The organism is Prosthecodimorpha hirschii, assembly GCF_001305515.1.
In the GTDB taxonomy this organism is placed as follows: domain Bacteria; phylum Pseudomonadota; class Alphaproteobacteria; order Rhizobiales; family Ancalomicrobiaceae; genus Prosthecodimorpha; species Prosthecodimorpha hirschii.
Window position 1 is genome coordinate 5,328,620 of record NZ_LJYW01000001.1, and the last position, 14,675, is coordinate 5,343,294.

Here is a 14,675-nt window from a genome sequence, read left to right on the forward strand (position 1 = left end):
GGCGCTTCTTTCGTTGCGCCTGAATGGGGCCGGCGCTAAGGTCCCGGCATGCGCCTCGACGACTTCCTCGCCGGCCGCGGCGAGAGCCGCTCCGCCTTCGCCCGCCGCGCCGGCCTGTCGCCGGCCGCGGTGACGGCCTTGTGCAACGATCCGGAGGTCTGGATCGGCCGCGAGACCGCGGCGCGGATCGCCGAGGCCACCGGCGGCGCCGTCACCCCCAACGACTTTCTCGGCCTGTCCGGACGGGACCGGGTCTTCACGGAGCAGATCATGTCGCAGGAACGCGTCGCCGAAGCCATCCGGGCTTTCGAGAAGGGCGAGATCGTGGTCGTCACCGACGACGACGATCGCGAGAACGAGGGCGATCTGATCGTCGCCGCCGTCCATGCCACCACCGAGAAGATGGCCTTCATCATCCGCCACACCTCCGGCATCGTCTGCACGCCGATCACCCGCGAGGAGGCCCGCCGGCTGCATCTCGAACCGATGGTGGCGGTTAACGACGCGCCGCATTCGACCGCCTTCACGGTCTCGATCGACTATCGGCACGGCACCACGACCGGCATCTCGGCCGAGGAGCGGACCGCGACGGTGCGCGCGCTGGCCAATCCCAATGTCGGCGCCGGCGATTTCGTCCGCCCGGGCCACATCTTCCCGCTGGTCGCCCGCGAGGGCGGCGTGCTGATGCGCTCCGGCCATACGGAAGCCGCGGTCGATCTCTGCCGGCTGGCCGGCCTGCCGCAGGTCGGCGTCATCTCCGAACTGGTCAATGACGACGGCACCGTCAAGCGCGGCGCGCAGGTCGCCGAATTCGCCCGCCAGCACGGGCTGAAGACAGTCTCGGTCGCCGACCTGATCGCCTATCGCCAGCGCAACGAGCGGCTGGTCGAGAAGATCGAGGATTTCGAGATCGACACCCCGGCCGGCAAGGCGCAGGCGATCACCTTCCGCACGCCGTTCGATCCGATGCATCACCTGGCGGTGGTGTTCGGCGACATCCGCGACGGCCGCGCGGTGCCGGTCCGGCTGCATCTGGAAAGCGTGGTCGGCGACGTGTTCGGTCCCTCCCGCACGCTCGATCTCCTGATGAAGCGTTTCGCCGAGAAGGGCCGCGGCGTGATCGTCTATCTGCGCGAGGGCTCGGTCGGCGTCGCCCGCTCGGCCTCCCGGCCGCGCGACGGGCTGAAGGGCGTCGACGGCGCGACCCATGCCCCCGACGAGGCCGAGGGCCACGGCTCGGCGTCGATCCGGGCGGAGAACTGGCGCGAGATCGGCCTCGGCGCGCAGATCCTGAAGGCGCTCGGCGTCGGCTCGATCCATCTGATCTCCAGCAAGGCGCGGCGCTATGTCGGCCTGGAGGGCTTCGGCATCGAGATCGAAGGCACCGAGGCGCCGGAAGCCTGATCGGGACGAGACAGGGCGGCGCCGGATCGGAGATCCGCGTCGGATCTGCGATCCGCGTCGGATCTGCGATCCGCGTCGGATCTGCGATCCGCGCCGGATCCGAGATCCCCGCCGAGTCCTGGCGTCTGTAAGCGAATGTGAATGGTTCCGATCTAGTCTTCCGTCCCTGACGGCCGCCAGTGGCCGGGAGGGCGGACGGCATGGCGGGGGACGGCGGCGGCGACCGGCTCGAATGGCTCGACGGGCTGCGCGGCCTCGCCGCGCTCGCGGTCGCCCTGTTCTGGCACTATGTCCATTTCGTCGATCCCTACCAGGACTCGTCCCTGACCATCGCATCGGCGCCGGGGGCCGGGCTGCCGGGGATCGGCGCGCTCTACCGGCACGGCTATCTGGCGGTCGACCTGTTCTTCCTCTTGTCCGGCCTCGTCTTCCACCACGTCTATGCCGCCCGCATCGCGGCCGGGCGGATCGGTTTCGGCACCTTCCTGGCCCTGCGCCTGACCCGGCTCTACCCGGCCCATCTGGCCGGATTCGGTGCGACGGCGGCTCTGATCGCACTGGCCGGCGGCCTCGGCGTGACCGGAGCGGGTGGGGCGGCCGGCTTCCTCGGCAATCTGGTGCTGGTCAACGACGGCACCGCGTTCAACCATCCGTCCTGGTCGCTGACGGTGGAGATGGCGCTTTACGGGCTGTTCTTTCTCGCGATGCGGACCGCTGGCCCCGCGCTCGCGCCGCCGGTGATGATCCTCGCCGGCATCTGGATCTTCCTGAAGACCGATCTCTTCATCCTGACCGGCTTCGCCCGCGGCCTGATCGGCTTCTTCCTGGCGGTCGGGGCGGCCGAGGCGGTGCGCTGCCTCCGGTCCGGCGCGCGGCCCTCGCCGGTGCTGCTGGTCGGGCTCGCGGCGACGCTGCCCTTCTGCTGGTGGATCAAGACCTTCGCGTTCGATCTCGTCGCGCTGGCCGGGATCGGCGCGATCGCCGCCCTGGCGCCGCTCAGGCGTCTGGCCTCTGCCGCCCCGCTGCGCGGCCTGGGCGCGATCAGCCTTGCCGTCTACATGGTCCACCTGCCGATCCAACTCGGGCTGATCTGGCTCTGGCAAGGCATCGGCAGCGTCCCGCCGGCCGATCGGGTCTGGTTCTGGGCGCTCTATGCCGGATCGGTGCTGGCGATCGCGACCGTGTTCCACCGGACCTGCGAGGTCCCGTTGCGCGAGGCTCTGCGCCGCCGTCTGCTGGCCGGACGCCGGTCCGATGGCGGGCCCGCACCCGTCTCCGTCGCGGCGGTTCCTGCCCCTTCGCTGCCTCGGGGGCGGGCGGCCGAAGGGTAGAGGAGGGGCGGATCGGGCGCCGCGGATGGGGCCGGCGGTCCGCGTCGGTGGGGCGAGGTTGTAGCGGTGGGACCAAAAGCAAAGGTTTCGATCTGCGCTTGAAAATGCCGAAAATCGATCGCGGATCAAAGGGTAAAGTAGGTCAATCGCCGCGTTACGCCATGACCGCCGCGCCGCGTTTCGTTGCGATATCGCACCCCTCATCCGGCCTTCGGCCACCTTCTCCCGCAAGGGGAGAAGGGGATGGTCGCGAGATCTGAGCGGTTACGCTTGACGGCCCATCGGCTCCTTCCCCTTCTTCCGAAAGGGGAGAAGGAGATGGTCGCGAGATCGCTGCGGTTACGGTTGTCGAACCCTCGGTTCCTTCCCCTTCGCCCCTCCGGGGAGAAGGTGCCTGAAGGGCGGATGAAGGGCGGGTCGGCCGGCGCCGATGGGGCCGGCGGTCCGCGGGTGCCGGGAGGGCTTCGCTGGCGCCGTGCTTGACGGGGCGCGAAGGTCGGGGATAAGTTATGTTATAACGTAACATAACGAGATCACCGATGCCGTTGAAATCCGAGGATCCCCGTCTACCCGTCACCGTCCTGTCCGGCTTTCTCGGGGCCGGCAAGACCACGCTTCTGAACCATGTATTGTCCAACCGGGTCGGCCTCCGGGTGGCGGTGATCGTCAACGACATGTCCGAGGTCAATGTCGATGCGGCGCTGGTGCGCGACGGCGGGGCGGCTCTGTCGCGGACCGAGGAGCGGCTGGTCGAGATGAGCAACGGCTGCATCTGCTGCACGCTGCGCGACGACCTGATCACCGAAGTACGGCGTCTGGCCGAGGAACGGCGCTTCGACTGCCTGCTGATCGAATCGACCGGCATCGGCGAGCCCCTGCCGGTTGCCGCGACCTTCGAATTCCGCGACGAGGCCGGCGCCAGCCTGTCCGACGTGGCGCGGCTCGACACCATGGTGACGGTGGTCGACGCGATGCGCATCCTGGCCGACTACGGCTCCTCGGACTTCCTGGCCGACCGCGGTCTGGCGGTCGACGACGAAGACGGCCGGCCGCTGGTCGGGCTGCTGGTCGAACAGATCGAGTTTGCCGACGTGATCGTGATCAACAAGATCTCGGCGGTCGGCCCGGCCGACCGCGCGGCGGTGATCGGGCTGGTCCGGGCGCTGAACGGCGGTGCCGAGATCATCTGCGCGGATCACGGCGCGGTCGATCTCGATCGCATCGTCATGACCGGCCGGTTCGATTTCGAGGCCGCCCACCAGTATCCGGCCTGGTTCCGGGAATTGAACCGGCCCCAGGAGCACACCCCCGAGACCGAGGAATACGGCATCTATTCCTTTGTCTATCGCGCGCGCCGGCCGTTCCATCCAGGCCGGTTCAACGCCTTCGTCGACAGCGCATGGCCGGGCGTGCTGCGCGCCAAGGGCAAGTTCTGGATCGCCACGCGGCCGGAATGGTGCGCGCACCTGTCCCAGGCGGGGGCCGCGGTGGAGACCGGGGGCACCGGCTTCTGGGCCTCGGCGGTGGAGAAGTCGCGCTGGCCGAAGGACCCCGACTGGCTCGCCCGGCTCGACCGGCTGTGGGACCCGGTCTGGGGCGACCGGATGCAGGAGATCGTCTTCATCGGCCAACGCGGCGCGATGGACGAGGCGGCCCTGAGGGCGCGGCTCGATGCCTGCCTGGTCGACGAGGAGGCGCCGCAGCTGGCGCGCTGGAAGACGCTCACCGATCCCTTCCCGCGCTGGGGACGGGCGGCGTGATCCTGCGTTTCTCGCGCAAGGTCGACGATCCGGCCCTTGCCGAAGCCCGCCAGCGCCTCCGCGACTGGACCCGCGACGCCCTCGGCGTCGACGACCGGGTCTCCTTCACGGTCAGCGAGATCGCCTGCGGGGACGCGGCCTGCGGCGGCATCGAGACGATCGTCCTGATCATGGCCGAGGGCCGGCCGACGCAGGCCCTCAAGATCCCCGGCGCCATGCGGACGATCGGCTGGCCGCAGGTGCTCGATGCCGTCTCGCGCCGGCCGGATCTGTGGCCGCCGTGACGGCGCCGGCCGGCTGCCCGAAGGCGATCGGGCGAGGGCCGTCGCGCCGGCGCGCGATCAGCGGCGCAGGAGGCGCGGCAGGGCTTCCCAGGCGGTCCGCAGCGAGAACAGCAGGAACAGCGCGCCGGTGGCGCGGATGATCCACAGCGCGTGGCGGAGATAGAGGCCGCGCAGCAGCTTCGTGCCGACGATCCAGACCAGGATCAGGTCGCCGATCAGGAAGCCGACGAAGGCCGCGATCAGCAGCATCGGCAGGGCCTCGAAGGACAGGGTCCCGGCCTGGCCGGCGAACAGCGCCGAGAACATCGCCAGCGCGACCGGGTAGCTCTTCGGATTGGTCAGGCCGAACAGGATGCCGCGGCGCAGCGGCCGGCGCCCGATCACGTCGTCGGCCGCGCCGGCCGACCGGGCCGTGACGCCCTTGTAGCCGAGCCAGCCGAGATAGCCGGCGCACAAGAGCGCGATCGCGTCGAAGACATGCTGGTCGATCACCTGCGCGCCGACCAGGGCGAAGATCGCCAGGCCGCACCAGAGCGTATCGCCGGCCAGATGGCCGATGACGAAATGCGCCGCCGGCCGCCGTCCCTGCGAGGCGCCGATGCCGATCAGGGCCAGCACGGCCGGGCCGGGCGAGAGAACGTAGAGGGCACCGGCCAGGAAGGAGGCGGCGAGGGCGGCAAGCGTCATGGGGGCTCCTGTCGGATCGTTCGGGCCAGCCTGGCGGTTCGATCGGGACGGACGATGCCCGCCCGTCCCGTGACTGCGAACCGATCACTGTTTGACCACGAGCGGAGCCGTCGTGTCGACGGGAATGGCCCGGGCGAATGGCTGTCCGGCGGATTGGGCCGGACGCCCGCATGCGGGACCGGCGCGGGGCGCGGGTGCGCGGGCGGCGGGGCCGGCGTCATGGTTCGGGACGAGCCGCCATGTCCGGTTTGTCGGGAAGCCGACAATGTCGGACCGGATTCGCCGGCGAGGACGCGGAGCGCTGCGGCCCCGGCGGACGGCATGAGGCTTGCTGCGCGGTCGACGTGAACGCTCGCACCTGACCATGGAGGCCGTCCTTGCCGCTCAACCGAATTGGCGCGGGCCCGCGCGCGGCGCCGCTCGCCCTCGTGCTCGGCACCAACGAAATCGCCTCTGCGGTCGCGATCCGGCTGAACCGCATCGGCCATGCGGTGGTCCTGTCGCATGACCCGCACCCGCCGGTGATCCGCCGCGGCATGGCGTTTCACGACATCCTGTTCGGCGAGGATGTCCAGGTCGACGGCATCGGGGCGGAACCGGTCGAGCAGGGGCGGGACCTGCTGGCCTTTGCCGACGGCCCGGCGCGGATCGGCATCACCCGGCTCGGCTTCGTCGATCTCTGCCCGTTTGCGGCCTTCGACGTGCTGATCGACGCCCGCATGAACAAATATGCGCTGATCCCGGATCTGCGCCATCTCGCCGCCGTGACCGTCGGGCTGGGTCCGGGTTTCGAGATCGGCCGCAATTGCGATGTGGCGGTGGAGACGCGGCCGGGTCGCAACGGCGAACTGGTGACCGAAGGCGCCACCGAGAGGGCCGACGGCCGGTCGAACCCGCTCGGCGGACTGGGGCGGGAGCGGTTCGTCTATTCGGCCGGCGAGGGGCGCTGGCGCACCTCCTTCGAGATCGGCACGCGGGTCTATCGCGGCATGGTCGTCGGCCATCTCGCCGGGATGCCGGTCGCGGCGCCGCTCGACGGCATCCTGCGCGGCCTGGTGCGCGACGACACCGAAGTCGCCGGCCCGGTGAAGCTCCTGGAGATCGATCCGCGCAGCCGCGGGCAGGCGGCCTGGCGCGGCACCGACGAACGCGGCCGGACGATCGCGGACGCCACCGCCGCGGCCCTGAAGCGGCATCGGCTGGCGATCGGCGCCCGATCCTGAGACCCGCGCCGCCGATCCGGGGACGGGGCGGTTGTGATGGGGCGGCCGGGAGGGGGCTGCCGCGACGGGGGGCCGGCCTGGCGCGGCGATCGACCGCAAGCGCTTGCGGCTTGATTGTGACAGCGGAAGCGGGAACACCCCGAAGGGTGACGGCAGGCAAGCAGGCGGCGCCGCAGGCTGCTGGCCGGCGGTTCGTGCCGTTGCACGAAGGCAAGGCTCCGCGGCGGGGGCGATCGGAGGCGCGGCGCACGCGGGGTGCGGCCTCGCATCCGGCAACAGGGATCGACGGTGCATGGCCATCGAAATCGAGCGCAAGTTCCTGGTCGCCCACGACGGCTGGCGGGGGCGTGCGACCGGTTCGGACCGCCTTCACGACGGCTTGCTGTCGAGCGGCGGGACCAACAAGGTGCGGGTGCGGCGCGGATCCCGGACCGCGTGGCTGACCGTCAAGGGGCCGAAAAGCGGCATCGCACGGGACGAATTCGAGTATGAGATTCCCCTCGCCGACGCCGACGAAATGCTGGCCCGGCGCTGCCACGGACCGATCATCGAACGGGTCCGCTTCTTCGTTCCGGAAGGCGTGCATCTGTGGACGGTCGACGTCTTCGGCGGGCCGCTCGAGGGGTTGATCGTCGCCGAACTGGAACTCGACCACGAGGCCGTCCCGTTCGAGCGGCCGGCCTGGGTGGGGATGGAAATCACCCACGACCGGCGCTACGGCTCCGCGGCGCTGCTGCTCGCCGCCGCCCAGAACGGTCCGGTGCCCTGGCGGGACTGACGCTCCCGGGGTCTGAATAGTCGGGGCCGGTAACCCCCAGGGCCGATGATCCTGCGGCCTGTGGTCCGGGGCCGGTGGGACCGGCCCCGGACATCAGCGGATCACTGCCAGAAGGCGGGCGTGAAGTCGAAGCCGTTGCCGGCCTTGGTGACGAAGCCGTTCGACGGGAAGGCGCCGTGATAGAAGGCGACGCGGACCTTGTCGGCGGCGGCGCGGTCGAGGATCGCCTTGCGGGTGGCGACGGCGCGGTCGGCATCCATGTCGAACATCGCCTTCAGCTCCGGATTCTTCGCGAAGATGGCCGGGTTGTTGGTGATGTCGGCGACATACATCAGCTGGTCCTTGCCGGAGGCGACCAGGAAGGCGGTGTGGCCGGGCGTATGGCCGTCGGCCTGCACGGCGGTCACGCCGGGCACGACCTCCTTGCCCCAGCCGAAGCGGCGCACCTTGGCGGCTTCCGCCCCGAACACCCGGCGGCAGTTCTGGAAATTGCCCTTCAGACCGTCCGGGGCGGCGCTCATCTTGGCGTCGTCCATCCAGTAGGCCCATTCGGGCTCCGGCACGACGATCTCGGCCTTCGGGAACATCAGCGTTCCGGCCTTGTTGCGCAGGCCGTTGATGTGGTCGCCATGGAAATGGCTGATCACGACCGTGTCGATATCCTCCGGCTTGATGCCGACGGCGGCCAGGTTGGCGATCAGGCGGCCGGCCGTGGGGCTGCCGTTGTCGGCGAAGCCGGTGTCGAACAGCACCAGGTTCTTGCCGGTCGAGACCACCATCGGCGTGAAGGTCAGGCTCAGCTTGTCGGACGGCAGGCCGACGGCCGCGAAGGCCGCGGCGGTGTCGGCGTCGGAGAGGTTGCGGATGAAGTTCGGCGGGGTCGGGAACTGCACCGCGCCGTCGTGCAGCGCCGCGACGGCGAAGTCGCCGAGCTTGTAGACCTGGGCGGCCGGACCGGGCTTCAGAGCGGACGGGGCGGGCGCCGTTCCCTGCGCCATCGCCGGCACGGTCGCCAACCCGGTGGCGTTGGCCGCGGCGAGGCCGATGAGACTGGTGGTGATGAAAGCCCGACGGTCCATGCTCATGCTGCGCTCCTCCAAGCTGTTGGCGGCAGGACTTTATCGGGGCCAGCCCGAAAGGCGATGACACCCTTCGGGATTTTCCATGCGCTCGCGGCAATGTGACGGGATGTGAACAAAGACCGGGCGAGATCCGTCAGGCACCGAACGGCAGGTAGCAGGATGCCGCGCGCCTGAGATGGGCCGTGGCATCGACCGCCAGCATCGGTCGCTGCGGATCGGCCAGCGACGCCAGGAAGGCGAGGAAGCCGGCCTGCCGGTCGGCGCCGCTTTCCGCGCGCACCAGCGCGGCGGTGGATGCGCCGAGCGCCGGCTCGAGCAGTTCCGGACAGCGCGCGGGCGCCAGCCAGAAATTCCAGGTCGCCGGCCGCGGCCGGTCGCGCGGGCGCTCGGGCCGGCCGAGGCTCGCGGCGAGCCGGTCGGCGACCCGCTCGCAGCCCGCGGTGCCGTCGCCGACCGGCCAATGCGGGAAGGCGAGCATCGGGCCGTCCGGGGCGGCGAGCGCGGCCATGACGCCGCCGATCGCCGCCCGGTCGGTCGCAAAGGCCAGATCGGCGCCGGCGCGGCCGCGGTCGATCGGTGGCGGCGCCCCGACCGCGATGCTGCCGACCAGGTCGAACCCGGCGAAGTCGGCGGCGAGCACCCTGAGCAGGGCGCGCGGGGGCTCGAAGGCCTTCGGATCGTCCGGGATCGAGACCTGCCGGACGAAGGCGAACCGGTTGAGACAGCGCTCCTCGACGGCCCGGCTGGCGAAGGTCACCGCGATCGGCATCACGGCATGGACCCTGAGGATCGTGAGCAGGACGACCGGGTCGGCACTCTCCAGCAGATGGACATGCAGGCCGGCACGCAGGCCGGGCGGGACCGCCGGGTCTTCCCCGGGCGCGGCGTTCCGGGCCCCGGCGCGTCGCACGATGGGCGTCGCGGCAAGGTCGCGGGCGATCGACGGCATCGCCCGCCGTCGGGCCAGCGCATGATCGGCAGCCAGTTCGGCGTCGCTGCGGAACGGCCCGCGCCGGTCGGCCAGCGCCCAGGCCGGCTGTGCGGCCGCGAACCAGGCGCGATCGTCGAGCGCGCGCGGCGGCGCTTCGGCCGGCTGCGGCGGAGGGGCCTTCGCGACCTCCATGCCGAGCGCGAAGATCGCTTGCGCATAGTCGGCCATGGCGAGGCGCGGCCGCCAGGTCTCGGCGCGCCGCGTCCGCTCGGCGGCGCCGATGGTGGGGCGGAGGGTGGCGAGCGCGCGGACCGCGGCGGCCGGGTCCTTGAAGGCCACCACCTGGACGTCGTCGGATCCCGGCCGGGCGAGATCGGCGGCGCCGGTCGTGCGTTCGAAGCACACGACCGGGAGCCCGTCCCAGAGCGCGTCGAGCACGACATTGGGGTAGGGATCGAAGCGCGAGGACAGCAGGAAGGCATCCGCGACCGCCCAGAAGCCGGCAAGCGAAGCCTGTTCGCCGAAGAAGAAGACCACGTCGCCGAGGTCGGATTTCGCCACCTGGTCGGCGAGGTGCAGCGAGTATTCGGCATCGTCCGGCGGTTCGTAGCCGCCGCCGACCCAGACGAAGCGGCAGTCCCGCCCATGGGCCTCGACATAGTGGCGGGCGGTCTCGATGAAGAGCTCGACGCCCTTGCGCGGCTGCACCCGCCCGGCGCCGAACACCACGAACGGCTTCGCCGCATCGTCGTCGATGCCGAGCCGCGCCCGGACTTCCGCCGCCGTCAGCGCGCCCGACGCCTGGCCCAGGCGACCGGTATCGCAGCGGCCCTGCGGGCGGACCACCAGCGGCAGGTCGAGCGACCGCATGCCGAGCCGTTCGAACTCCGCCCTGACCGAGGCGGCGACGAATTCCGCCGGAACGACGGTGGCGGCGGCGCGCGCGACGGCTGCGGCGGCGGTGCCGGCCGGAAAGACATAGTCGGCGCATTCGTGCAGCAGGAGGATGGCCGGCACGCCGCGCGCGGCCAGGGCCGGCAGGGCCGGTGCGGCGACGACCGAGTTGACCAGCGCGACGTCGAAGGCGTGGCGGGCCTTCAGGTGGTCGATGACCGCTGCGGCGCTGCCATGGTCGATCGGTGCGACCAGGATGTCGACCGCGGCCCGCGCGAAGGCCGGACGCAGGGGCCCGTCCTGGCCGAGCCAGACGACCACATTGGCGCGTTCCGCAAAGGCCGAGACCAGTTCCAGGGCGACGAAGGGCGCGCCGGAGCGGCTCGCCTCGTGGGAGACGATCAGGATCGTCGGCCAGTCGGCCTCGGATTCGCGCTCTTCGTCGAGAGCGTGCGCGATCAGCCGCGTGCTTCCCCGCCGGCCCTCGGCCCGGCCGTGGGCGGCGAAATGGACGGCCGGGTTGATCTCGGCCGCGGCAATGTCCGGGTTGCTCGCATAGTAGGCGCGGCTGTCGAAGTCGCGTGCGGCCGGAGCACCGGTGATGTAGCCGACCGATGCGTAATGCAGCGCGGGATCGATGTCGGTGCGCCCGCCGAGCACGGTGCGGCGGTAGAAGGCCTCGTCGAGGACGCCGCTCGCGCGCACGGCCCGGGCGGCATCCTCGGCGGCGGCCGCGTTCGGATGGCACCAGGGGCGATGGCGGTTGGCCAGGAAGAAGACGAGCGGATTGGAATAGCCGGTCAGGAGCGGGCCGTAGAGGCGGGCGACGAAGGCGGGCTCGAGGCCGGCCCAGGGCGCCACGCCGCCGGGCGCGCCATGAACCGCATAGTCGAGCAGCAACGCGACCGCGGACTGATTGTCCAACTGGCGCCATTTGGCATAGCCGGAATAATCGAACAGGCCTGTCGCCATGATCATCGCGCCGTCGAACCAGGCCTGCGCGAGCGAGGGGCAGCGGAACTCGAACTGGCCGTGGCGCACGAAATGCAGGAAGGCTTCCGGCGGCAGGCGCGGAACGTCGGCATACCAGCCGCAATAGTCGGCCGCCGAGAAGTCCCGGCTGGGCGCCGTTCCCGCAGCCGCGCCGGTCTCCAGGTAGTGGGCCGCGAGGGCCTCGGCCGTGCCGCCACGCCCCGTGGCCGCGGCGTAGAAGGCGGCATCGAAACGGCCGGAGGCGACCAGGGCGTCGGCCGGAGGCAGGGCTATCAACCGGGCCTGCAGCCGGCCAGGCATCGTAAGGGGGCCCTCGCCGACAGCCGGCGACGGCTCGGCCGCGATGGCGAGGGAACGCAGACCACGTTTGTCAGACAATGCAGAGGTCCTCAAGACAGCGCCCCACCCGGACCCGCCGGACGTGCGTCCGACGGCGCAGCCAGGAACGCAAGGAATTCGGCCCGGCGCCGCTCGAAGCGGTCGCGCCAGAGGGCATGGATCTCGCAATCCCGCTCGTTGCGGGCGCGGATGCGGCGCTCGAGGTCCGCGCTTGCCGTCACTTCGTTGACGGGCAGGTCCGGCGTCTTGCGGACATGCCTTTCCTCGGCGGCGGCGACACCGGCCAGCCTGAGCAGGACGGCGCGCGACAGGCTGTAGTCCTCGTAAAGCCCCACGAAGGCAAAGGCCGAGTCGAGCCGGTCGACGATGGCCTCCGCCGGCTCGTCGTCGCTGTCGGACAGGAACAGGGCCATGTAGTTCCGATGGGCCGAATGCTCGATGAAGTCCTCGATCCGGGGGAACTCCCGGATGAAATCCTCATGCGGCGGATGCAGCGGGGTGCGCATGTAGCGATAGGCCGAGACGACGCGGGTGACCGGGTCGCGCAGCATGGTCGTCAGGCGGGCCTGCGGGTCCTGGGCCGGCAGCCGGCGCACCTGCCGCCAGCGCATATGTCCGGAGGCGAAGCGGAACGGCCTTGCCGCGTGCTCCGCCAGGAAGCGGTCGAAGGCCGCATCGCGACGGGCCTCGAAGGATCGGCCGGAATCGGCCGGCGCCACCGTGACATTGGCGTTCGGGGCGAGGCCGCCGGCCAGTTCCGAGCGCAGCGAACTGCCCGCGGTCTTGGGGATGTGGAGAAAGAACCAGAGCGGCCCCGGCGGCGTGGCTTTCGTCCTGGGACCCGGGGCCGCCTTCATGCGGGCCGGCGCCGCGTCCTCGGCCGCGGGCGGATCGTCGGCGGCCTCTCCGGCCGAGCCGGTCCGCTCCGTGAGCAGGAGTTGGATGGTTCTTTCGAGCGAGCGATGCGGCTGCCAGCCGAGCAGGCGCGCCGCCTTGCCGACGTCGAGAATGTTGCTGCGGATCTCGCCGGGCATCTGCGGCATGGTCTCGACCCGGATCGGACGCCTGCCGGCCTCCTCGACGAGGCGGATCAGGTCGCCGATCCTGCGGCCGGCGCCGCTGCCGATATTGATGATCTCGCCGGCCAGATCGCGGCCGCCGCGAACCGTCAGGGCGATCGCCTCGGCGACGTCGGCGACATGGACGAAATCCCGGATCTCGCCACCGTCGCCGCGCAGCTGGAAGGGGATGTCGTTGAGAGACGCCTCGACCAGGGCCGCGACGACCCCCTGTCCGCGACGGACCTGCTGGCCGGGACCATAGGGATTGGCGATCCGCAGGACGGTCCAGGTCAGGCCCGTGGCCCGGCCGACATGGGCGAGACCCTGTTCGATCGACAGCTTGAGGAGACCATAGGGCGCGGCCGGCCGCTCGGCCCGGTTCTCCGACACCGGCGTTTCGCCGGCTTCGCCATAGACGGCGCCGCCCGAGGACGTGAGAATCAGATGGCGTCCCGGGCGCGCGGCCAGAGCGGCGTGGACGTCGCATCGCAGGGCGGCCAGCTGGTGGATCCGGCGCAGATCGAAACCATGGACCGAAACCGGCGTGCCGTCGGCGACTAGATCGACAACTATCTCCGCATCGCCGCAGGCCGCGGCGACGCGATCGGGTTCGGCAAGGTCGGCGATCGCGCGCCGCGCCGACGGCGCCCAGCGTTCGAAGGCGGGACCGAGCTCGGATCGGTTGACGAGGGTCAGGCGCTCGCCGAGCACCGGGCCGATGAGCCGCGTGACCGCGCGTCCGATCAAGCCGTTGCAGCCGACCAGGGCGACGCGCCCGGTGATCCCGGCGGCGGGGTTGTCGCGGGCAGGCGGGCGGCCGGTCGGCATCAGGCGAATGCTTTCGCGGGGTCGGTTTCGGACGCCTGCCGCTGCCGCAGCGTCTCGATCCAGCCGGGCGCCAGGGTGACAAGCCGTTCGATCATGGCACGTGCGGCAACCAGACCGGCGCGGTTGCCGGTCACATGCAGGTCGTTGCACTGGTAGGTCCGCCCGACATCGGCACCGAAGGCGTCTTCCCAGCTCATGTTCCAGGCGGCCCGCGCGATCGCGTCGTTGGCGGCCCGATGGCGCTCCTCGATCGACTGTGCGAGCGCGGTGTCGAGGCCGCAATAGGTCGGTTCCGGTCCGACCCGCCGCGTGCACATGGCGACGGCCTTGCGGGCCAGAAGCGTGCGCTCGCGCCTCGACAGCGCACCTTCGATGCGCCGGCGCATGCCGCGCAGCACCTCGACCAGGATCGGCCCCTCCGTCGAGACGTTCTCGCGCTTCCCCTGGGAACGATCCGCGAAGGCCGCGAGGCGTCCCTGCCGATCGAGCCGACGGTCCAGCGCGGTCAGGAAATCGCGTTCGACGCCGCCCCTTCGCATCTGCTCGTTGAACGGGCGAAACACGATATCGTCTCCGAGGCTCTCGATTTGCGGAAGGAAGCCCTTGTTATCTGTGGAGGTTTCGCGCCTCGACTCGATCAATTCGCTCAGCGACCCCGAGAAATTCAACGTCCGAACGCCCTGAAGATACTGCGAGTTTGTCATCTGCGGTTGATGGCGCAAATAGACGAAGACGACGGGACGGTAACCGAGTGCGCGAACATACTCGACCAGCCGGGAGCCTTCGGGCTTGCTCATGACCGTTGAAACCCATTCGGCGGACAGGAGAAGCGCGTCATGGGACTGGGTGGCAATCTCGGCCTCGAAGGCGCGAATCAGGGCGGAGCCGTCGTCGCTGCGGGTCTGCAGCGCCTTGGCCAATCCGACATGCTGGCGATGTCGCGCGGACAGCGTCGGGTAGAGAAGGCCTTCCTGCTGAAGCGCCTTCGCATTTTGAAAGAAGAGCTCCTGCAGGGATGTGCTGCCGGTCTTGTGCAGCCCCGCATGAATGAAACAGTACAAGGAGCCCCCCCTTCGCAGC

General features: G+C 70.6%; 11 protein-coding genes. 6 read left to right on the forward strand and 5 right to left on the reverse strand.

Going from position 1 to position 14,675, the window contains the following annotated elements; genetic code table 11:
* Positions 1 to 48: 48 nt before the first annotated feature.
* From ribB to ABB55_RS23405, 4 genes are all read left to right on the forward strand, one after another.
* Positions 49 to 1,404, forward strand: coding sequence for a 3,4-dihydroxy-2-butanone-4-phosphate synthase (gene ribB / locus ABB55_RS23390; protein ID WP_054360970.1), 1,356 nt, complete (start codon positions 49 to 51; stop codon positions 1,402 to 1,404).
* 200 nt (positions 1,405 to 1,604) lie between these two features.
* Entirely contained in the window at positions 1,605 to 2,735 is a 1,131-nt protein-coding gene (locus tag ABB55_RS23395) for an acyltransferase family protein (protein ID WP_054360971.1), read from the forward strand.
* Between the two features lie 539 nt (positions 2,736 to 3,274).
* Positions 3,275 to 4,495, forward strand: coding sequence for a GTP-binding protein (locus tag ABB55_RS23400; RefSeq protein WP_054360972.1), 1,221 nt, complete (start codon positions 3,275 to 3,277; stop codon positions 4,493 to 4,495).
* Positions 4,492 to 4,779: a hypothetical protein gene (locus tag ABB55_RS23405; RefSeq protein ID WP_181184029.1), complete on the forward strand. Its 288-nt coding sequence runs from the start codon at positions 4,492 to 4,494 to the stop codon at positions 4,777 to 4,779. Before ABB55_RS23400 ends, ABB55_RS23405 begins: the two co-directional genes overlap by 4 nt.
* A 57-nt stretch (positions 4,780 to 4,836) precedes the next feature.
* On the opposite strand, the gene ABB55_RS23410 is transcribed toward ABB55_RS23405, so the two are convergent.
* On the reverse strand, positions 4,837 to 5,466 hold the full coding sequence (locus ABB55_RS23410; RefSeq protein WP_054360973.1) for a LysE family translocator: 630 nt from the start codon (positions 5,464 to 5,466) through the stop codon (positions 4,837 to 4,839).
* 377 nt (positions 5,467 to 5,843) lie between these two features.
* Between ABB55_RS23410 and ABB55_RS23415 the strand changes: the two genes are divergently transcribed.
* Both ABB55_RS23415 and ABB55_RS23420 read left to right on the forward strand, forming a co-directional pair.
* Positions 5,844 to 6,689, forward strand: coding sequence for a hypothetical protein (locus ABB55_RS23415; RefSeq protein ID WP_054360974.1), 846 nt, complete (start codon positions 5,844 to 5,846; stop codon positions 6,687 to 6,689).
* A gap of 292 nt (positions 6,690 to 6,981) precedes the next feature.
* Positions 6,982 to 7,467: a CYTH domain-containing protein gene (locus ABB55_RS23420; protein WP_054360975.1), complete on the forward strand. Its 486-nt coding sequence runs from the start codon at positions 6,982 to 6,984 to the stop codon at positions 7,465 to 7,467.
* A gap of 101 nt (positions 7,468 to 7,568) precedes the next feature.
* Here ABB55_RS23420 and ABB55_RS23425 read toward each other — a convergent pair whose 3' ends face one another.
* From ABB55_RS23425 to ABB55_RS23440, 4 genes are all read right to left on the reverse strand, one after another.
* Entirely contained in the window at positions 7,569 to 8,552 is a 984-nt protein-coding gene (locus ABB55_RS23425; RefSeq protein ID WP_244472105.1) for an MBL fold metallo-hydrolase, read from the reverse strand.
* A 130-nt stretch (positions 8,553 to 8,682) separates the two neighbouring features.
* Positions 8,683 to 11,667 carry a glycosyltransferase gene (locus ABB55_RS23430; protein WP_054360976.1) on the reverse strand — a complete coding sequence of 995 codons (2,985 nt, stop codon included), beginning with the start codon at positions 11,665 to 11,667 and terminating at the stop codon, positions 8,683 to 8,685.
* 89 nt (positions 11,668 to 11,756) lie between these two features.
* Positions 11,757 to 13,595 (reverse strand): NAD-dependent epimerase/dehydratase family protein, encoded by a 1,839-nt coding sequence (locus ABB55_RS23435; protein WP_054360977.1) that lies wholly within the window; start codon positions 13,593 to 13,595, stop codon positions 11,757 to 11,759.
* On the reverse strand, positions 13,595 to 14,656 hold the full coding sequence (locus ABB55_RS23440) for a hypothetical protein (protein ID WP_054360978.1): 1,062 nt from the start codon (positions 14,654 to 14,656) through the stop codon (positions 13,595 to 13,597). Before ABB55_RS23440 ends, ABB55_RS23435 begins: the two co-directional genes overlap by 1 nt.
* Between the last annotated feature and the right edge of the window lie 19 nt (positions 14,657 to 14,675).